14 protein-coding genes and 2 pseudogenes are annotated in these 19,834 nt (G+C 67.4%); 9 read left to right on the top strand and 7 right to left on the bottom strand.

Annotated elements, in window-relative coordinates; translation table 11 throughout:
* Together ACTJK8_RS28200 and ACTJK8_RS28195 are read right to left on the bottom strand one after the other, a co-directional pair.
* Positions 1–1,120 (bottom strand): annotated as a pseudogene (locus ACTJK8_RS28200) (IS3 family transposase); the annotation flags it as partial.
* Positions 1,121–1,622: 502 nt separating this feature from the next.
* The gene (locus ACTJK8_RS28195) at positions 1,623–2,453 is read right to left on the bottom strand and encodes an outer membrane protein (protein ID WP_440762880.1); all 831 of its coding nucleotides are present in this window, start codon (positions 2,451–2,453) and stop codon (positions 1,623–1,625) included.
* Between the two features lie 373 nt (positions 2,454–2,826).
* Between ACTJK8_RS28195 and ACTJK8_RS28190 the strand changes: the two genes are divergently transcribed.
* The 4 genes and pseudogenes from ACTJK8_RS28190 (at position 2,827) to ACTJK8_RS28175 (ending at position 8,858) form a co-directional block, all read left to right on the top strand.
* Positions 2,827–3,297: a MarR family winged helix-turn-helix transcriptional regulator gene (locus ACTJK8_RS28190; RefSeq protein WP_029357696.1), complete on the top strand. Its 471-nt coding sequence runs from the start codon at positions 2,827–2,829 to the stop codon at positions 3,295–3,297.
* Between the two features lie 70 nt (positions 3,298–3,367).
* Positions 3,368–4,978: pseudogene (locus ACTJK8_RS28185) on the top strand (ABC transporter substrate-binding protein).
* 82 nt (positions 4,979–5,060) lie between these two features.
* Positions 5,061–7,046 (top strand): selenocysteine-specific translation elongation factor, encoded by a 1,986-nt coding sequence (gene selB, locus ACTJK8_RS28180; protein ID WP_440762879.1) that lies wholly within the window; start codon positions 5,061–5,063, stop codon positions 7,044–7,046.
* 432 nt (positions 7,047–7,478) lie between these two features.
* On the top strand, positions 7,479–8,858 hold the full coding sequence (locus ACTJK8_RS28175) for an HD-GYP domain-containing protein (RefSeq protein WP_063110381.1): 1,380 nt from the start codon (positions 7,479–7,481) through the stop codon (positions 8,856–8,858).
* A 596-nt stretch (positions 8,859–9,454) separates the two neighbouring features.
* On the opposite strand, the gene ACTJK8_RS28170 is transcribed toward ACTJK8_RS28175, so the two are convergent.
* Complete coding sequence (locus ACTJK8_RS28170; protein ID WP_266281508.1) at positions 9,455–10,525, bottom strand: GGDEF domain-containing protein; 1,071 nt, start codon at positions 10,523–10,525, stop codon at positions 9,455–9,457.
* A gap of 612 nt (positions 10,526–11,137) precedes the next feature.
* On the bottom strand, positions 11,138–12,040 hold the full coding sequence (locus ACTJK8_RS28165; RefSeq protein WP_440762882.1) for a LysR family transcriptional regulator: 903 nt from the start codon (positions 12,038–12,040) through the stop codon (positions 11,138–11,140).
* A 118-nt stretch (positions 12,041–12,158) separates the two neighbouring features.
* Between ACTJK8_RS28165 and ACTJK8_RS28160 the strand changes: the two genes are divergently transcribed.
* Entirely contained in the window at positions 12,159–12,605 is a 447-nt protein-coding gene (locus ACTJK8_RS28160) for a DMT family transporter (RefSeq protein ID WP_440762878.1), read from the top strand.
* A 420-nt stretch (positions 12,606–13,025) separates the two neighbouring features.
* On the opposite strand, the gene ACTJK8_RS28155 is transcribed toward ACTJK8_RS28160, so the two are convergent.
* Positions 13,026–13,280, bottom strand: coding sequence for a hypothetical protein (locus ACTJK8_RS28155; protein WP_024829477.1), 255 nt, complete (start codon positions 13,278–13,280; stop codon positions 13,026–13,028).
* Between the two features lie 376 nt (positions 13,281–13,656).
* Positions 13,657–13,896 carry a molybdopterin-guanine dinucleotide biosynthesis protein MobB gene (locus ACTJK8_RS28150; protein WP_083374372.1) on the bottom strand — a complete coding sequence of 80 codons (240 nt, stop codon included), beginning with the start codon at positions 13,894–13,896 and terminating at the stop codon, positions 13,657–13,659.
* Positions 13,897–13,926: 30 nt separating this feature from the next.
* Here ACTJK8_RS28150 and ACTJK8_RS28145 point away from each other — a divergent pair, with 30 nt between their 5' ends.
* Both ACTJK8_RS28145 and ACTJK8_RS28140 read left to right on the top strand, forming a co-directional pair.
* Positions 13,927–14,565, top strand: a complete 639-nt coding sequence (locus ACTJK8_RS28145) for a PRC-barrel domain-containing protein (RefSeq protein WP_059408380.1) — start codon at positions 13,927–13,929, stop codon at positions 14,563–14,565.
* A gap of 501 nt (positions 14,566–15,066) precedes the next feature.
* On the top strand, positions 15,067–16,353 hold the full coding sequence (locus ACTJK8_RS28140; RefSeq protein ID WP_440762877.1) for a c-type cytochrome: 1,287 nt from the start codon (positions 15,067–15,069) through the stop codon (positions 16,351–16,353).
* A gap of 8 nt (positions 16,354–16,361) precedes the next feature.
* Here ACTJK8_RS28140 and ACTJK8_RS28135 read toward each other — a convergent pair whose 3' ends face one another.
* Positions 16,362–18,347 carry a 4Fe-4S binding protein gene (locus ACTJK8_RS28135; protein ID WP_440762876.1) on the bottom strand — a complete coding sequence of 662 codons (1,986 nt, stop codon included), beginning with the start codon at positions 18,345–18,347 and terminating at the stop codon, positions 16,362–16,364.
* 194 nt (positions 18,348–18,541) lie between these two features.
* Between ACTJK8_RS28135 and ACTJK8_RS28130 the strand changes: the two genes are divergently transcribed.
* Positions 18,542–19,291 (top strand): biotin/lipoate--protein ligase family protein, encoded by a 750-nt coding sequence (locus ACTJK8_RS28130; protein WP_012320141.1) that lies wholly within the window; start codon positions 18,542–18,544, stop codon positions 19,289–19,291.
* Positions 19,288–19,833, top strand: a complete 546-nt coding sequence (locus ACTJK8_RS28125) for a DUF6505 family protein (protein ID WP_012320142.1) — start codon at positions 19,288–19,290, stop codon at positions 19,831–19,833. The genes ACTJK8_RS28130 and ACTJK8_RS28125 overlap by 4 nt, the downstream gene beginning before the upstream one ends.
* Position 19,834: the final 1 nt, after the last annotated feature.

Below are 19,834 nucleotides of genomic sequence, written 5' to 3'. Positions count from 1 at the left end.
TAGCCAAGCGCACCGTGCGGGCGGATCGTGTTGTAGTGCCGACGCCAGCTTTCGATGATGATCTGTGCCTCCTTCAGGGTGTAGAAAATCTCGCCGTTCAGGAGTTCATCCCGCAATCGCGCGTTGAAGCTTTCGACAAAGCCGTTCTCACCACGGTGAGCCTGGCGCGATGTAGGCGGCCTTCGCGTCAATAGCCGCAATCCAGGACTGCACCGACTTGGCGATGAACTCGGGCCCGTTGTCTGAACGAACGTGCTCGGGCACGCCGCGCAGGATGAACAGGTCCGAGAGCACGTCGATCACGTCAGCTCCCTTCAGCTTGCGCGCAACGCGGATCGCCAGACATTCGCGGGTGAACTCGTCGACGACGTTGAGCATCCGGAACTTGCGCCCGTCATGGGTGCGCGCCTCGACGAAGTCGTAGGCCCAGACGTGGTCGCGCCGCTCCGGTTTGAGCCGGATGCAGGAACCATCCCCGTCCCACAGCCGGCCCTTCTTCGGCTGGCGGCCGGGCACCTTCAGCCCATCGCGCCGCCAGATCCGCTCGACCCGCTTGTCGTGGACCAACCAGCCGGCCGCCTTCAGCAGCGCGCCGATCTTCCGGTGGCCGTAGCGCCCGTACCGGCGCGCCAGTTCTACGAGATCGGCGGTCAACGCCGCCTCATCGTCTCTGCCCCGCGGCACCTTGCGCTGCGTCGAACGATGCTGACCGAGCGTACGGCACGCGCGGCGCTCGGAGACGTCCAGGACGTCCATCACATGCTCGATGCAGGCGCGTCGGCGCGCGGGGCTGGTCAGTTTCCCCGGGCAGCCTCCTGCAGGATCAGCTTGTCGAGCGTGAGATCTGCGATCGCCTTCCGGAGCCGGTGGTTCTCGGTCTCCAGGTCCTTCATGCGCCGGACCTAGTCGCTCTTCAGGCCGCCGTACTCCTTGCGCCAGCGATAGTACGTAGCCTCCGTCACGCCGATCGTGCGGATCGCGTCCCCGACGCTCTGGCCCACGGGGAGACCAGCACATCCACCTGCCGCAGCTTGGCGACGACATCCTCCGGCTTGTGCCGCTTCGTTCCCGTCTGTCCGTCCTCATCCTGGCCCGAAAGCCATACCTCAGGGCGGACCACTTCATTGGGGGCAGATCACGCTCGGGGATCCGGCTGCCTCGGCCCTCATCTCCGGCGGCACAAGCGCCAAATCGGGACGAAGCGTACAAAATCTGACGACCGCTTTGGGGTACGGCTCAAACGCGATTGGGTCGTTGGCGGGATGGCCGTTCAGGATGATTTACGGCCGAGATGCTTTCGGGCGTAGACCCGGACGAAGCGGCCGCCCAGTGATCAGTTGGAGCATGCCAGCAGCGACTTGTTGGCCACAGCCCTCTGCGGCTGCTCCCGAACACTCGTTCAGCACGTGCGGCCCCGATTAGGTAGTGGTCATACCAAAAAACGCCCCAGGAGCGGGTGCTCCCAGGGTGTAGCCGACCTCGCGGCCAGTTTGATCGGGCTGGGGATGCGAAGCTCAGCTGGATGGCTGCTCCTCCGCGACGGAAGGCGACGAGGAGGACCAACTACCCCTCGCCCACCGCCGCACTCCCGGCACGGCCGCGGGGAGCAGCTCGATCGGATCTTAGTAGGAGCCGAACTTGAAGTTCAGGCCGGCGCGGGCGATGGCGCCCTCGGTCCGGAAGCGGGAGATGTACCCGACGCCCGGGCCGCCGACGGAGCCGACCAGCAGGTTATGGCTGCCGAGGTCGTAGCGCAGGTACTCTGCCTTGATCGTCACGGCGTTCGACCGGAAGAAGTTCAGGAACGAGTCGGTGGGCAGAGCGTACTCGATGCCGCCGCCGTAGGCGTAACCGGTATCGATGCGCGAGCGGCTGCCGAAGTAGGTCAGCGGCGCGGCGGTCTGGAAGCCGACGCGCTGGGTCACGTCGCCGTAGGCGAAGCCGCCGGTGCCGTACACGAACACGCGGTCGAAGGCGTAGCCGACCCGGCCGCGCACGGTGCCGAGGAAGTTCAGGTCCGTCCGGTAGGTGTTGGTCAAAACGTTCGGGTTGAAGGCCGGGCGGAAGATCGACTGCACGCCGGTGCGCTGCAGATCCATGTACTGGGCGTCAGCCTCGACGCCGACGACGATGCCGGAGCCGGGGGTGAACTGGTAATTGTACCCGACCTGGCCACCGGCAGAGAAACCATCCTGCGGCAGGCGGACCGCCGGGCTGCGCAGCAGGTTGTTGACGTTGTTCTGAAGGGTGCCGATGCCGACGGTCCGGATCGTGTCCGACTCGGTGTAGGCGTAGCCGGCGTTGATACCGAAGTAGGCGCCGGTCCAGGTGAACACCGGGACGGGGGTGAATACCGGCGGCGGCGGCGCGGCGCGGCGCGGCAGGTCGGCGGCGGAGGCGACGCCGGTCAAAGCAGTGCCCGCCACCAGAATGCCAAGCAGGTTTTTAATCACAGCGCTCTCTTGTTCGCGACATCAATCGTGCTGCAACTTAGACGAAAACGCAGCGGACCGATGTACCTCCGAAGTCACACCCCGGACCAAAGCTGTCCCAAGTTAATTTCAGAGGCCGACTAGACTGAGTAGCGCCGCCTCCCAAACAGCCATGACAGTGCCGGATCTATTTCGAGGGAAGACAAACGTGTGGGGCTCGTTTTTAATCCTCCTCTTTTGCCAAAAATTCACCATCTCCGGTCCTGCCAGCCTGATCGCCGCGCATATGGGCGACCTTCGAGCCGGTGGCGTTCTCCGGTGCGGCTAGCGAAGCCGACAGGTTGACAGCATCGTTCACGCATGAATGATTCAGGTATGAACGGAGCGCCGGTCAATGGCGACATCGACGAAGCAACGCGGGCTGCGGCTGGACGACCAACTCTGCTTCGCCCTTTACGCTGCGACGAACTCGGTCGTGCGCGCCTACCGGCCGCTACTGGGCGAGCTCGGGCTGACCTACCCGCAGTACCTCGTCATGCTGGCGCTCTGGCAGGACGGCGTGACGGCGGTGCATGACCTGGCCACCCGGCTGCAACTCACGTCCAGCGCGATCACGCCCCTGGTCGACCGGCTGGAGGCTGCAGGTTTCGTCACTCGCGCCCGTGCCAATGACCGGCGCGTCGTCCTCGTCGCCCTGACGGAGACGGGCCGGTCGTTGGAGGTCAGGGTCTCGGAGGCTCAGCAGGCCGTAGTCTGCCGCACCGGGCTAGGCGAGCGCGACCTAGCCGACCTGCGCCAGGAGTTGAAGGAACTCGCCGACCGCGTCGCCGCGACGGGCATGGCCCGGGACGACGACCCGGACTGAGGATGCACCGCGCGCAGGCGGCGATGCTCCCTGCGGAGGCGAACTTTTCCTGCGTGGGTTCGACGGCGGGATGGCCGGCGACCCGGGCGGATCTATCGAGGGCCATGCGTCATTGCCGGCGCCCTCCAACTTGTCGGCTCGCGATGGGCCGGACGATGCCCGCACGCCATGCGGGTCGAACATAGGAGGAAATATGGACGCGCAAGCGACCGGGGATCCAGGGGGCGGCCAGCCCTGGGGACCCCACAACACGGTGACGGTGGTCGACCCGTCGCCGGTGAATTGGCTTTCCATCACCTGGAACACGATGGAGGAGGCCAACCGCGTCGACCACGACGGCATCGGCCAGCCGAGCCTCGCCGAGAGCTGGCGTTGGCTCGACAAGGAGACCCTCGAACTCACGATGCGGGACGCGGTCTACCAGGACGGCGAGCCCTTCAACGCGGCGATGTTCAAGCTCGGCTTCGACAAGGTTCAGGAATGGACCAACCCGCACCCGCCGGGCGCCTTCCTTAACTTCGCCCGGGACGTGACCTGCGAGGCGGTGGACGAGCGCACCATTCGCATGCGCTTCCCTGGCGGGGACTCCGCGGCGCTGATGAAGCTGCGCGGCATGCACCTACCGTCTACGCGCTTCTGGAACGAGTGGGGCTTCGTCGACCCGAAGACGGGTTCGGCAGAAGGTCATTGGTGAGTCATCGACGCGCCTGGTCCGTGGGGGACTGGCCCGTTCGTGCTCACCGAGGGCGTCTCGCTCATCGATAGCCGCTCCGACCGCGTGGTCATGGAGCCCAACCCAACGTACTGGAACCCGGCCCGCAGGCCGACGGTCCGGATCGTCTACGACAACGTGATCGGCAAGGCCGAGGGCATCAAGTCGGTGGCGTCCGGTGACGGCCGGGTCGACGTGGTGTTCGACCTGACGCCGGACGAGGCGCACGCCTTCCCGGCAAGCGAGCACGGCAAGATCCAGACGAAGAAGGCGAAGACGATCCTGACGGGCGTCTTCAACGAGAACCGTCCGGACTCGCCCTGGCGCAAACCGGAGGCCCGCCGGGCGCTCAACCTCGCCATCGACCAGGCCTTCGTGCTGGAGCACGGAGCGCATGGCTACGGCACGGTAATCCCGGCCTTCATCCAGCCCGGCCGCTACGGCGCGGACCCGGACATGAAGCCGATGCTACACGACCCCGAGGGTGCCAAGCGCACGCTCGACGGCCTGGGCCTCGGGGGGCGGGAGTTGGTCTTCGTGGCGTCGCCCGCCTGGAAGGGCGTGGTGGAGGCCATCGGCCAGTGCCTCGCCAAGGTCGGCCTGGGCTGCCGCTTCGTCAGCGACCGGGGCGACCTGCCGGACGAGTTCGACGTCAAGCTCGAATGGTATTTCGACTGGACGCCGCAATATCCGGTGGCCTGCGTGCACCGTGAATTCTTCGGGAAGGACGCGACCCTGCGCCAGGGTCCGGAAGACCCGAGGTTCGACGCCCTCTACGACAAGCTCCTGCATACGCCGGAGACCGGGACGGAGGGGGTGGTGCGCGAGGTGGAGCGCTACCTGCAGGACGAGGCCAAGGCCCTGTTCCTGTACTCGCCCTTCACCCTGTTCGCGGTGTCGGACCGGGTGGCGTTCACACCCTACGACACCTGCATGTCCGAACTCGCCGAGACCCGGATCAAGGGTTGATGCCTCCGGGCTGAAGGAAACGCCGGCGCGGGGTGACCTGCGCCGGCCCTCCGCGTCAAATGCCGCTCGGTCGAGGGACAGCATGATCGTCGCGACTGCCGGGCACATCGACCACGGCAAGACGGCCCTGGTGAAGGCGTTGACGGGCGTCGACGCCGACCGGCTCCCGGAGGAGAAGACCAGGGGCATCACCCTCGATCTCGGCTTCGCCTACGCGCCTGCGAACGGTCGCCTACGGGTCCCGCTCGGCTTCGTCGACGTGCCGGGCCACGAGCGCCTGGTGCGCACCATGGTCGCCGGCGCCACCGGCGTGTCCTGCGCGCTTCTGGTGGTCGCCGCCGACGACGGGGTGATGCCACAGACGCGCGAGCACGCCGCCATCCTCGACCTTCTCGGCCTCGACCGCGGCGTCGTCGCGTTGACGAAGGCCGACCGTGCCGATCCCGACCGCATCGCGGCGGTGACCGGGGAAATCCACGCCCTTCTCGCCGGTACCGGGCTCGTGGCGGCACCGGTCGTCGCGTGCTCCGCGCTGACGGGATCGGGCATCGATGACCTCGCCCGCCTGCTGGAGGCCGCGGCTGGCTCCCACGTCCCGGCAGATGCGGAGCGCGGCTTCCGGCTTGCCGTCGACCGGCGCTTCACGGTGCCCGGTGCCGGCCTTGTCGTGACCGGGGCGGTGCACGCTGGCACGGTGCGGGTAGGCGACCGTCTCCTCGTCTCCCCCGGCGCACGCGAGGTCCGGGTGCGCGGCGTTCGCGTCCACGACGCAGTGGCCGAGACGGCGCGCGCCGGGGAGCGCTGCGCCCTGAACTTGGCCGGTCCTCGCCTGTCCGTCGACGACGTGGGTCGGGGCACGTGGGTCCTGGCGCCGAACCTGCACGGGCCGGCGACCCGCCTCGACGTTTCCGTGCGCGTGCTGCCGCACGAGGGTCGGTCTCTGCGCCATCGCACCCCAGTGCATCTCCATCTCGGCGCGGCGGCCGTGACCGGACGGTTGCTGCTCCCCGGCGGCGGATCGGTCGACCCCGGCGCGACCGCCCAGGCGGTGATCGCGCTGGACCGCGAGGTCGGCGCCCTCGCCGGGGACCGCTTCGTCCTGCGCGACGTCTCGGCCGCGCGCACGCTCGGGGGTGGTCGGGTGATCGACGTGGACGGACCGCGCCGGGGCCCTTGGACACCGGAACGCCGAGCGGTCGTCGCAGCCCTCGACACCGCGGATGACGGTCGCGCTCTCCGAGGGCTCCTCGCCACATCCGTGCCGGGGGTCGACCTCGTCCGCCTCGCTCGCCTGCGCAACCTTACCGCGGCAACCCTCGATGCACTCGTTGCGGATGCGGGGGCGGTCGTCGCGGAGGATGGCCGCCGGCTCGCGTTCCAGGGTGCGCGGATCGCCGCGCTGGCCGCGAGCGTGTTGTCCGACCTCGCCCGGACGCACATGGCGCAGCCTGACAACCCCGGGCTGACGAGCGACGAGATCGCGTCGACGGTAGAGGCTGGGGAACGTCCGGCCCTTGCGGCCGCCCTTGATGGCCTCGTTCGGACCGAACGCGTCCTGCGGCGCGGCTCGCTCCTGCACCTGCCCGGCCACAAGGCGCGCCTGCGTCCGGCCGACGCCATCGTCTACGATGCCGTCCGCGCCGTGCTGGAGGAGGCGGGCTTGGACCAGCCCCGCCTCACCGTCCTCGCCGACCGGGTGGACCGCGAGCCGGATGATCTTCGCCACCTCCTCGACAAGGTCGGCCGCCTCGGCTGGCTCACGCGCGTCTCGAAGAGCTACTACGCGCTGCCGGAGGCGGTCGCAGAACTGGCGCGGATAGCGGACGCGGTGGCGCGTGAGCATCCCGAAGGCCTGCTAACGGTCGGGCGCTTCCGCGAGACAGCCGGCATCGGTCGCAACTTGACCATGCCGCTGCTGGAGTTCTTCGACGAGAGGGGTTTCACGGTGCGGATCGCGGAGGGACGGCGCATCCGGGCCGACTGGCGCGTCCTGGCCCCCTCGAACTTGCATGCCCCGGCGCCTAAAGCGTCGGGTTCGGATCCGACTGACCTGCGGGTGTCAGCATGAAGGTGTGGGCGCTTCTCTTGGTCCGGGCTTAAGCCTTTCGGAGCATGCGCTCGAACAGAGCGGCGGACATCAGGGTACCGGCGCCCGGGAGGCATGACTGCTTTCGGGATTCGTCCGAACCAACTTGGACGGCGCGCTTGGGTCGCAAGCCGTAGGACCGCTTGGGGTGGTTTTCCGCCGGTCCGCTTCCGAGAGGCGTATGCTTGGAAGCGGACGTCGACATAGCTTGAGTCCCAGCCGCAACGCGGAGGCACCTGCGGCGTCGAACGTCTCGTTCCCTCGGTGTGAAACTCCGGGCCAACGCTCGTGCGGCCGCACCGTGGCCAGCGTTTCAGGCGAGTACGACAGGACCACGCGCAACGTTTTGGTCAGGCTCTGCTGGCAGTGTCGCCGCCTATAGAGGCCTATAAGACAAGTGACTGGACGAGAACGATGCGGATCGTGTCAGGCGGCGAAGTGGAAGCCACGACGATCCAGCTCTCAGAAATTCTAGGCGCCCTAAGCCACGCCCTTGACCTCACGGAGGGTCAGCCCGTTGGCCATTGCGTCCGCGCGACTTGGATCGGCTTCCACATCGGTCGTGAGCTAGGCCTTCCGGATCTGCAACTCTGGGAACTCTACCATACGGTGATGTTGAAGGACCTTGGTTGCTCCAGCAATGCCGCGCGCATCTGCGAGCTCTATCTCTCTGACGACCTCAGCTTCAAGCGCGACTTCAAGACGGTGAGCGACAGCCTGCCCAAGGTGCTCGGCTTCGTCTTTTCTCACACGGGTCTCAAGGCAGGCCTCGCCGAACGCTTCCGCGCTGTGCTCAACATCCTGCAGAACGGCGGCACGATCGTCGACGACCTCATCCAGACGCGCTGCCAGCGCGGCGCGCAGATTGCCCGTCAGCTTCGCTTCCCGGCAAGCGTCTGCGAAGCCATCCACGCGCTGGACGAGCATTGGAACGGCAGTGGTCGGCCGGACCGCCTCGCCGGCCCCGCGATCCCGCTCTACGCACGCGTGGCACTACTCGCCCAGGTCGTGGACGTGTTCCACACCGCAGCCGGTCCCGCGGCCGCGATAGCCGAGGTCCGGGCGCGCTCGGGCACATGGTTCGATCCTCAGGTCGTCGCCTGCTTCGAGAAAATCGCCTCCGAAACCGGGTTCTGGGACACCCTGGCCTCGGAAGAGGTCGAGGAAGCAGTGGTCGCGTTGGCGCCGGCCAGCCCGATCGTGGTGGACGAGGATTACCTCGACGATATCGCCCGTGCCTTCGCACAGATCATCGACGCCAAAAGTCCGTTCACTTCTGGCCACTCTGAGCGCGTCGCGGTCTACGCCGACATGATCGCGGCTGAACTCGGCTACTCGCCGGAACGACGCCGGTGGCTCAAGCGAGCTGCGCTCCTTCACGATGTCGGCAAGCTCGGGGTATCGAACGCGATCCTCGACAAGAACGGCAAGCTGGACGAGGCGGAGTGGCGCGATATGCGCAACCACGCATCTCTGTCCGAGACCATCTTGGCCCGCGTCGCGGTGTTCCATGAGATGGCCAGCATAGGTGGTGGTCATCATGAGCGGTTGGACGGCAGGGGCTATCCACGCGGGCTCGCTGGCGATGCGATCGCGCCCGAGACCCGCATTGTCTCAGTAGCCGATGTGTTCGATGCGCTGACCGCCAACCGGCCTTACCGCGCAGCTATGTCGCTTGAGAAGGCGCTCGGCATCATGCGCGCGGACCTTGGAGCGGCGTTCGATCCAGTCTGCTTCGCGGCGCTTGAGCGGGCTCTCGTCGCCATCGAGGGTGATCTCGCCCGCGCGGCTTGAATCACTCTCGGCCGACCAATTGCCTACCGGACTGGGACCATCTTGCCAGCGCCGCCGTGGGCGGCCTTGCCGCGGGGTGACGCTTCTCTAGACGCCCAGATAATCATCGTCCGCACCACCCATCCGCAGACCGGCGAGCGCAAGGCCAGGAGGAAGAGCGAGGTGAGGAGGCGGGAGAACATGTTCTGAGCGTCCTAGACTTCTGTTGAACGGCGGGCTTAGATCGCTGGTGGAGCTATCAGCGGCGCCTTGCGAAAGAGTGCACTGTCCAACAGAACATGCTGATAGCAATCGCGATCGCATTTGATACAACCTAGATTGCACCTTATAGATGTACAAACCTTCCGGCGATTCCAGCGAGACAGCGCCTCCATCGGCTTTTTCAGACCGTCTGAATTGAGATCAATGGCGAAGTCAGGTCCGGCCTAGAAAGGCCGCTCAGGGTGGTTTTTGGCCCTTCCGCTTCCGGTCGGCGATTGCATCGCAGCCGACCTTCTCCCAAGCGAAGTAGCCGCATTAGGCCATCCCCGGAACTACAGACACAGCAGCATCCAAGCCGTCCTGTTGGTCATGTTTGTGCTCAGCATCCAACAAGTTTATGCGCTAATGGACTTCGATGTGCGGTCGCCATCATTTCTGGCGGGGCGCGCCCGATGAAAGGTACCCTTGCCCTGCTTTTTGGCGGCGTACAGGGCGCGGTCGGCGTTTGCGAGGAGCGAGTGGCTGTCGGAGGCATCCGGATCACGCTCTGCAATCCCGACGCTCACCCCGATCCGAACCAACGTGTCTCCGCCGAGGTCATAGGGTAGCCCCACAGCCGAAATAATCATGCCGGCCATCAGCTCAGCGGACACGGCTCGCGGCCCTGATAAAAGAACGGCGAATTCGTCGCCGCCGAGACGGGCAACAACGTCGGTTGTCATGGCCAAGTCCTTCAGGCGGCGCGCGACCAGCTGCAAAAGGAGATCGCCAGCAGCGTGACCATAGGTGTCGTTCACGGTCTTGAAGCCGTCCAGGTCAAGGTAGAGCAGTGCGAGTGCATGCTCTTCCTCACTCCCGTCGCCCTCGAGTGCGGCTATCATGGCATGATTGAGGAAGGTGCGGTTGGGCAGCCCGGTGAGCCCGCAGTGAAAGGCTTGCTGGCGCAGCGCCCGCTCGGCGCTCAGCAGCGCTACATAGTCGGTGTGCAAGCGCCCGTTCACGGCCGCGACCGCCACGACGTAGAGGGGCGCCAGCCCGCAGAGGGCCAAGAGCCAGGGTTGGCCGCTCAGTACCGCCCCGATCGCGAACGGCACGACCACGCTGATCATCTGGAGTACGGTCATGCGGGGGGCACCGGGATTGCGGGCTGCTAGCCCACCCACAAATCCCGTTGTCGCAAGGCAGGCGAACGGCACCAGCACCGGATCGGCCGAGGCCATGCATAAGCCGACCCCGCAGCCAATCTGGGTGCACCACAGCATGGAGCTGAGCACGTAAAGGTCCGTAAGCGGGAACCCGGGGTCTAACGGAAGAGCCGGGCCGCGGACAGCGCGCCTCATCACCAGCATGCTCATCAGGCGCACGAAGGTGAGCGCCAGGTCGGCGCAGAGCCAAGCGAGCATCACCGGCGTGGGGACACGCAGGACGGCGAGACTGGCCAGAGCGGCACCGACGACGGCGGCCACGCAAAGGGGGGCAGTCCCCACGATAAGGCGCCTCCGCAAGACAGTGGATACGTCCGGAGGAACCTGCAGTGGCGAGGCGGTCAGCCAGGAAACGAAGCGCCAAGCCGGTGGAGGCGTAGCAGTGGGAGCGAACGCCATGACCAATCAGCGCATGGCAAGGCTTGAGCCCCGGTTAAGAGATCAAGCAGAACGAGCCTTCTCAACGCTTCCATGAACGTCTCGGCGACGTGGTCGTTGAGCGAAGCATGCATGACGCGCTCGGCGGGGTCGTCTCGCCTGCTTTGCGCCTCCATCGGCCGCTTCTGGCTTCGGCGCTCAGCCCTTCAGACGCCCGCTGACTACCGTGAGCCGACATTGAACGGCGTCCTGTCTACGCCCGCTTTCGAGAAATGCGAACAGCTGTGGCGGCGGCAAGAATGGGTCGGTAGGAGGCCGTCCGCTTCTCTTGAGAACCTTCTCTGAAGCGGACCGGCAGCTCTCGGCCAGCTCCAGTCGCGCCGGCCGACGCCTTCGAATGACAAGGATGGGTGGAAAACGGTCTGGCTGCTTTTGAGAAGCATTCCCACGCAACCGGACAGTCGCGCGGATCATGATGGGCGGCCTCGCGTGCGATCACCGTTCCTGCTCTGCCAAAATGTGTTCCCGCTCCGCCTTCAGGATGCGGACGAGCTGCCCTGCCAGCCGCCCCAGAGGTCGACCAGTCGGGCGGATCATCACCGAATCGATGGGCAGGCTGGGTCGAAACGGGCGCAGCACGATAGGAAGATGGGTGAGTTCGCGCGCCGGAATGGGGTCCACGATGGCTAATCCGGCCCCTTCCGCCACCAAGCCGCAGCGTGCTGCCGTGTATTGCGCCATGTGGAGGAACCTCGGTTCCGTTGCCGCCTCAGCGAATGCGGCTTCGACCGATTGCTGGAAAACGCCGGGAGCCCCCGCAATCAGGGTCTCGGCCATGAGATCCTGTACGGTCACGAAGGGGGCCGCCGCCAACGCGTGCCCGATTGGCAGTGCACAGACCGCCTCAACCGTCAGGAACGGTTCGCTGTCGACGCCGACGTAGCCGGCGCGTGGTCGCCCGATCCCCAGGTCGCACTGGCCAGACGCCGCCCAAGACCAAATCGTGTCCGGCGCGGGGACGTGGAGCGCGACACGCGCCCCCGGACATTCCAGGCCGAGGCGGCGGATCGCACGCGGCAGCAGGCGCGATGCAAGCGACGGCTGGCAGGCTACCTTCAGCGGTCCCGTTCCTAGTTCCCTGATTTGACGCGCGGCGTCGCGCAGGTGGTCGAGCCCGGCATAGGTGCGCTCGACCTCGCGGGCGAACGCCTCGCCCTCCAGGGTCGGCGTCGCGCTGCCGTGCCCGCGAATGAACAGCTCGAACCCGAGTTCGGCCTCAAGCTGCGCGACCGCCCTGCTGACATACGGCTGACCGATGCCGAGCGCGGCCGCAGCTTTGGTCATGCCGCCGTGCCTCAGAACTGCGCGGAAAAGATCGAGATGACCCGGGTTCATGATGCCTTCTGTGCATGGAAACGCAGTCTTTGGGCATTTGACGGCATATGAACAGAATGGTTGTCAATGCCAGCCGCGCCGAACCGACAGACGCGATGCCGCCGGACAGGACCATCGAGCGATGCTCAACGTGTTTCTCCCATCAGCCCTCGCGGTCGTGGCTGGTATCAGCATCGTCGTGCAGCAGGTGCTGAACGCAAACTTGCGTGCGGCTCTCAACTCGGCCGCGTGGTCCGGCTTCATGAGCTACTTCGTCGGAGTGATTTGTATGGTCGTGCTGGCCGTGACCTTGCGCGACCCGGCCCCGTCCGTCGCGGTCGCCAGCCGTATCCCGTGGTGGGCTTGGAGTGGCGGCATGTTCGGCGCGATCTTCATCGGGCTCGCAATCTTCCTGGTGCCACAACTTGGGGCTGCGACCTTCATCGCTTTACTAGTCGCCGGTCAGATGCTCGGCTCAGTCGCCTTCGACCATTTCGGCTGGCTGGGGCTTGCGCAGAGGTCGGTCGATCTCACCCGCTTGCTCGGCGTCGCGCTGCTGATCGTCGGTGTCGTCCTGATCCGGCGCTGAACGCTTGCTGTCGGTCGTTCTCGGACAGTGGATGAATGGCTGCTTCCGGGCGGACGCAACGGCTGCTCGGACGGCCGGGTTGGGTCGAAAGCCGCTATTCCGATTTGGAGGAGGTTCGCGGGAAAGCGGACGCTCTTACCACTTCAATCACGTTGCAGAGACAATCTTGCCACCGATCCTGGAAGCAGACGCTCTGGCTGCAGCGGTGGTGAGCACTCAACTGTTCCCAGGCCGCCATAATCTTTGACTCTGCCTCGTCGACGAACAGGCCCGCCTGTGCCCGGACGCACCGGTTAAAATATAACATAGGGATTCGCATCGTCTGGTCGGTACGCAGATTCGCAATTTAGCTCCGACGCGCGGTTTATCGCGGCGATAACGTCGTCAGTACCCGGTTTTCCGGCGCATCGCCTACTTCTTCTACGCCTGGAGCCGCGCGCCGAGATCTATGGCATCGGTGAGGTGGCTTTCGGCTGCCGAGAGCGCGTCCTGGCCTGTCGCGGTAATCGTCCACTCCGCTCGGTCCCATGCATCAATGCGCCCGGTCGGCACAACGAACCCACGCCGCGCCAAGCTGAGCAGGCTCAGGTCGGCCATGTAGAAGCGGTTCTCACTCACTGAGAGCCGGAGCTTGTAACGGTCCCGCGAGCTCAGCGTAATTCGGCGAGCAGCCATCTCGCGTTTCCTTTCGCTTCCGACACCGGATCCCGGACTCTCCCGGACCCGCGGCTTCTTTCAGGGTTCAACCCCCGGTGCGGCAGTTATGTTCATGATCGGGGTTCAGCGCAGCCACGATGAAGATGATCGTGGAAAACAAGGGCGCCTTCCCCTCGGCCCCGCGAATTCAGGTAACCTTTCGAGCAGGTTGGCAGAGGCACTCCGGCTGACTCCGAACTGCTTTTCAGCACGACGAGGCAGCCTATAGTCTGAGACCGATTCGACGATGTGAACCTTCATGGTCGCGTGCGACCGGTTCTACTCACCTGGCCTGAAAATGCGCCTGAATGCCTTGATGTAGGCAGGGCTACGACTGCCGCTAGACCCATGGAGATCATCCTTGGTCTGACCGTCGGCCCGGCTTGATCAAGACCTCACTTGCCCATGCCCCGAGATGATTGTAGGAGACCTTAACGGGCCGGTCATTGTCAGACTCGTGATGGGCGTGCTTGAGGGTCGCGGCCCTCAACCCGCGGGCACCGACAAAAGGGACGTCCCGCGCCAGAGGGATGCCCGTTCCGGCCCATTTGCGCCTGCGATGAACCCGAACGCGCGGCCCTTGTTCTCGATTCAAGTGTTTTTGCCTGAGTCTGGAGAGCCTTGAATGCGCGGTGCCCCGCTCAAAATCGCGACGCTGGCTGTCCTTCTCGTCACCGGCGCCTCGCTACCCCTAGCGGCGGCCTCGTCGGCGGTGCAGTCGGATGCACCCGCGACACCGTTCATCGAGGGACCCGAGCCGGGAACTATACGTGCCTCCGAGATGATCGGGGTTCCGGTCATCGGAATGGATCATGTCGAGATCGGCAAGATCGAGGACGTTTTGGTCGACGGAAGCGGGCAGGTCCGCGCCGTGATCATCGGCGTCGGCGGTTTCCTGGGCGTGGGCGAGAAATATGTGGCGCTTCCTTTCGACCAGCTCGGCTGGAACTTCAGCGATGTGCCGCTGATGGACGGACCGAGTTCGGTCGTGACGCCCAAGACGGCGCCCAGCGCTGAGGCAGCCGCGCAGGTGGGGCCGGATACCATGCCGGGTGCACGGACAACCCGCGACACGCTCGGCGCAGTTCAAAATCAGCATAGCGGTCGCGTGACTGGCGCGACCGGCTCAGTGGAGGCACAGCGGCCCAGCAGCACGACGGCCACGGTCCTCGTTGGCGACAAGCCGTGGCGCGCCGAGGTCCGCCTCACCCGGGCGCAGCTGCAAGCGGCTCCGGCCTTCCGCTCCGGAAAATCTCGCCCTTAGCCGTCCATGTTTGACCAAAGGAATTCTATGAGAAGCGCCATCCTCACCGGGTTATTATGGACTTCGGGCCTTCAGGGGTCCGTGGCTCAGCAGACCAACCCAGCCCCGCCAATTTCGGGAACGGGCCCTTCGCAATCCAGCTCGGGAGCAGCCACGGCCGCGGCGATAGACTTCAACTGGGTTTGGCTGAGCCTGCTCGTGGCCGTCGTGGTCCTGGGTCTCTGGTACATCGCGCGTCGACGCCAATCCGGCCCTCCAACCCGCTGATGTCGAGTTAGCGTGTTACGGACGCGGCACTCGGGAAGAACAGCGGCTCGCCGTCGTCCTGGAACAATGCCCAAACCTGTGTTGATGATCAATATTAGACGCGTGCGCCGCCCCGACTATGGCTCACCATCTTGTATCCGACGCCCAAAAGCCGAACCGATCGCAGCTAGAACCGCCGCGGCTGGCGGTGGGGACTGTGCTATAGCGGGGCGATCCATTTGAAGCGGAGCCCCGATGACCAGCTTTGCGCGGATCCTAGGCGTGATCGCCCTCCTGCTGCTCTGCGGCGTCCCGGCCCGCGCGCAGATGCGCGGCCACGGTGGTCCGGTCCGGGCGCTCGCCGTGACCGCCGACGGGCGCCTCGCCATCTCGGGCGGCTTCGACCAATCCGCCATCGTGTGGGCCATCGAGACCGGTGCCGCGCTCGGCGTGCTGCGCTTCCACGACGGTGCGGTGAACGCGGTCGCCGCACTGCCGGACGGCCGTTTCGCCACGGCCTCCGAGGACGGGCGGATCGCCCTGTGGCGCCTGGGGCGCGCGGAGCCGGAACGGGTGCTGGAGGGCCATACAGGCCCGATCGTCGCGCTCGCGGTCTCGCCGGACGGCCTGTCGCTCGCCTCCGCCTCCTGGGACGGCACGGCGCGGCTCTGGCCGCTCGCCGGAGGGGACAGCCGGCTGCTCGATCCGCACCGCGGCCCGTTGAATGCGGTGGCCTTCCTGCCGGGCGGCGCGCCGGTCACGGCCGGCGCCGACGGGGCGGTACGGCTCTGGCCGGCGGAGGGCGCATCTCAGGTCATCGCCACCGCACCCACGGGCCTCAACGCCGTCGCGGTCGCTTCGGACGGCGAGATCGCGGCCGCCGGGGCCGATGCGATCCTCCGCTTCGTTCGAGCCGACGGTACGGTCCGGGCCGCCGCCGAAATCGGCCCGAACCCGGTGATCGCCCTGGCCCTGTCTCCGGACGGGGCCAGGGTGGCTGCTGCGACGGCGGGCGGGACCATCGTGGTGGTCGACCGGGCGACCGGCCAGGTCCAGCTGCGGCTCGTGGGGCCCGGCCTCCCAGTCTGGTCGCTCGCCTGGCGTCCGGACGGGGCCGAACTCGTCACGGGCGGCGGCGACCGCCTCGTCCGGCGCTGGGACGCGAGGAGCGGCGAACCGATCGGCGCGCTGATCATGCGGCGCCCGGCAGATCCGCTCTCGGTCCGTCAGGGCGGCCGGGGCGCCGAGGTGTTCGGGGCGTGCGTCGCCTGCCACACCCTGACGTCCGACGCGGGCGAGCGGGCCGGGCCGACGCTCGCCGGCCTGTTCGGCCGCCGCATCGCCAGCGTGCCCGGTTACCGGTACTCGGACTCGCTGAAGCGGATGGACCTCGTCTGGACGCCCGAGACCGTCTCGCGGCTCTTCGAGGTTGGCCCCGCCCGCTACACGCCCGGGACGAAGATGCCCGAGCAGACGATCGGCAGCGAAGCGGACCGCGCGGCGCTGATCGAGTTCCTCGAACGCGCCACCGCGCTTCGCTGAGGCGCCCGTCAGCTGCCCGCGCGCGCGCGCAGGTAATCCTCGGTCGTCCGGGGCTTGTCGCGTTCCGGCGCCGCGTGCGGATCGAAGCCCTGGTTCACCGCGACTTCGACCCGGCAATCCTCGCACATCGACAGCGCTTGCAGGCGCGCCTCGCCGCCCGCCCCGCTGAACATCCAGTGCCGCTCGCGCAGCCGCTCGACGATGCGCTCGATCGTCGAGCGCGTGCCGAAGGGCTTGGCGCATTGCGTGCAGCAGAAGGGCTCTTCCTCCTTGACGACCCGGCGGGGCGCCGCCCAGGCCGCGAAATCCACCTGCGGGCGCAGGGTGATGACGTCCTCCGGGCAGGTCGCGGCGCAGAGGCCGCACTGCACGCAGAGGCTCTCCTCGAAGCCGAGAAGCGGCTGCTCGGCACTGTCGGAGAGGGCGTGGGTCGGGCAGGCGCTGACGCAGGCGAGGCACAGGGTGCAGTCCGCGACCCGGAAATCGAGGCCGCCGAAGGGGGCGCCGGCCGCGAGCGGAACCCGGTCGACGGGTGCCGGTGCGGCACTGTGCATGCCGCGGAAGGTATGGCGCAGCACCTCGCGCTTGTTCCCCAGGAACAGCAGACCGGCCGGCACCGCGGCCTGCCGCCCCGGCGTGGCCTGCCGGAGGGCGGCGCCCAGGAGATCTGGATCATCGGTCTCGATGGTCTCGACCACGCGCCCGCCGTCCTCCGCACCGTAGCCCAGCGCCTGCGCCAGCGTATCCCCGAGGGTCAGGGTCCGGTACAGGGGCTCGAGGTCGTGCTTGGCACGGGCCCGGACCAGGACCCGGATTCCGGCCGCGCCGTAGGCGAACAGGGCCGCGATCACCTCCGATCCAATCTGCGTGACCTCGTTGACCTGCACCGGCAGCACGTGGGCGGGGAGGCCGTCGCCGTAGCGGCCGAGCGCGTCGATCAGCGGCTCGCCGTGGTCGCCGTCGTGGACCAGGACGAGGGCGTTCTGCCCGCCCGCTTTCCGGTAGGCGCGCATCAGGCTGCGCAGCCGGCGCATCAGCGCGTCGGAGGTCGGCAGCGCGTAAGCGGCGGCTCCGGTCGGGCAGAGTGCGGCACAGGAGCCGCATCCCGCGCAGACGTATGGGTCGATGTGCACGGTGTCGCCCGCGGGCGCGATCGCGCCGGTCGGGCAGACATCGAGGCAACGCGTGCAGCCCGTGATGCGGGAGCGGCTGTGCGCGCACAAGTCGCCGTGGAAGTCGATGAAGCGCGGCTTGTCGAACGTGCCGACCAGATGGGACGCCTCCGCCAGCACGCGCTCGACGGCGGCCGGGTCGCCGGGATCCGCGCGCAGATAACCGCTGCGCACCGCATGTGCCGGAAACAGCGGCGCGCCGGCCGAGAGGTCGATGACGAGGTCGCAGGTCGACACGGCCCCGTTGCGCGGCGCGCCGAAGACGAGATGCGTGCGCGAGGACGGGGCCGGGAGGGCATAATCGTCGATGCCGAGCTCGAACGCACCGAGGTACCCCTTGGCGGTTCGGATCGTGCCCTGCAGGACCGGGAAGGCGTTGCGGTGCAGCGGCGAGATCTCGCCGGGGCGCGTCAGCAGGACGGTGATGTCCAGATGCTCGGCGAGCCGCCGGCCGGCCTCGACCGCCACCTCGTCGCGCCCGTAGATCAGGGCGACGCCGCGGCTCTCCAGGGCCACGGTGGCGGCATCGGGGAGCGGCTCCGCCGCCGCGGCGAGCAGGGCGGCCATCTTCGGTCCGGCCGCCGCGGCGTCGGACGACCAGCCGGCGGTCTCCCGGATCTTGGCGTAGACCACCCGGTCCTCCGCCCCTGCCTCCTCGGCGACCTCGTCGAACAGTGGCGCCTGGAGCGTGCAGGACACGGTGACGGGCCGCCCGGTCGCCAGGGCCTCCCGGAAGCGATCGAGCTCGCGGCCGCAGAGCTGGTCGGCGGTGCGAAGCTCGCCGCCGCAGGCCTGGCCAATGACGGCGGTATCGAGGGACATCGTCCGCTCGCAGGAGCAGGCGAATACGAGGCGGTCGGACAAGATCGGACCCGGGTACAAGTGCGAATGGGAGGCCCCTTCGCGCGGCGGGGCCCGTCCTTTATACTCGAACCATTCGAAACAACGATCCGGCATGCGGGCGCAGGTCGCAACCCTGTCCCTCACTCTCATCGGCCCCTCGCCAAAGCCGCTCCATGACTGTCCCTGTCGATGCCGGCCCGTCGAGGCTGGTCCTGCCCCCCGGCTTCAGCGCGCGCGCAGCGGAGCCGCCATCCGACGCGCACGCGGAAGCCTGCCGGCTCGCCGCGTCGGGCGAGGCGGACGCGGCGACGCTCGTCCTGGGCCGGCGCGACGACCTGATCGACCTCGCCGTGGTGCTCGCCCCAACCGAGCCGCTCGCCACCGCGCGCCGCGCGCATTTCGCCGGGATGGTCGCCCTGTGCAATGCCGTGGGCGTCTTCGGACCGCCGGAGATCCCGGTGACGTTCGACTGGCCCGGGACGCTGCTGTTCAACGGCGCGCGCCTGGGTGGCGGGCGCCTCGGCTGGCCTGAAGCGTGCCGCGAGGATGAGGAGCCGGACTGGCTGGTCTTCTCGGGGATGCTGCTCGCCTCGAAACTCGCGGCGGGCGACCCCGGGCACACGCCGGATTCCACTGCCCTGGAGGAGGAAGGTTTCGGCGCGAACCTGCGCGTGCCCCTGGTCGAGAGCTTCGCGCGCCACCTGACCAAGACCTTCGAGATCTGGCGCGAGGACGGCTTCGACCGTGTCGCGGCGCTCTACCTCGCCCATCTGCCGCTGGAATCCGGTGTGCGGGCCGCGATCGAGCCGGGCGCCGATGGCAGGCTGACTTGGCCGGACGGGCGGGTCGAGCACCTATCGCTGCGCACGGACTTGGAGGCGCCGGGCTGGCGCGATCCGAAGACCGGCGGAGTCCGGCTGTGACGCTCAAGCTCCTCCGAACCCTGCGGCTCGATCCCTCCGACACCTTCGTGTTCGCGCAGGCCGCCGAACCCGGAGAATGGGCCGTCACAGGGACCTTCCTGTTCCTCGACGGGGATCCGTCGCAACTGACCGGCAAGGCCCTGACGGCCTTCCGCTCGGGGTTCGTCGGCGTAAGCTCGCTCGGCTTCTCCACCCTGGTGGTGGTGAGCGCGGCGAGCGAGGAGGAGCGCGCGGGGGCCGAGGAGCTGCTCGCCCGCCACATCCACGCGCGCTTCGGCGCGCCCGACCGGGAGGCCGCCCGTGCGGCCGCCCGCGAGGAACTCGACGTCGCCGCGTCCCTCTGCGATCTGCCGGTCGGCAGCGTCGTCGCGCTGCACCGCGTCGCGACGGACGGGGCAATCCGGGAGGATTTCCGGACGCTGCACCACCGGCCCGGCCTCGACCGGTCCCACGGGCGCGCGTTCCTCTTCGTCGAGGACGACGAGCCGGAGGAACAGGCCGACCTTGTCGGCCTTCTGCGTGATACGACGGCGGGAGACTGAC

Origin of the sequence: Methylobacterium sp. 22177, assembly GCF_052045615.1 — a bacterium.
GTDB classification, from domain to species: domain Bacteria; phylum Pseudomonadota; class Alphaproteobacteria; order Rhizobiales; family Beijerinckiaceae; genus Methylobacterium; species Methylobacterium radiotolerans.
Note: the sequence above shows the minus strand (reverse complement) of the source record. Positions and strands in the feature narration are given on the sequence as shown.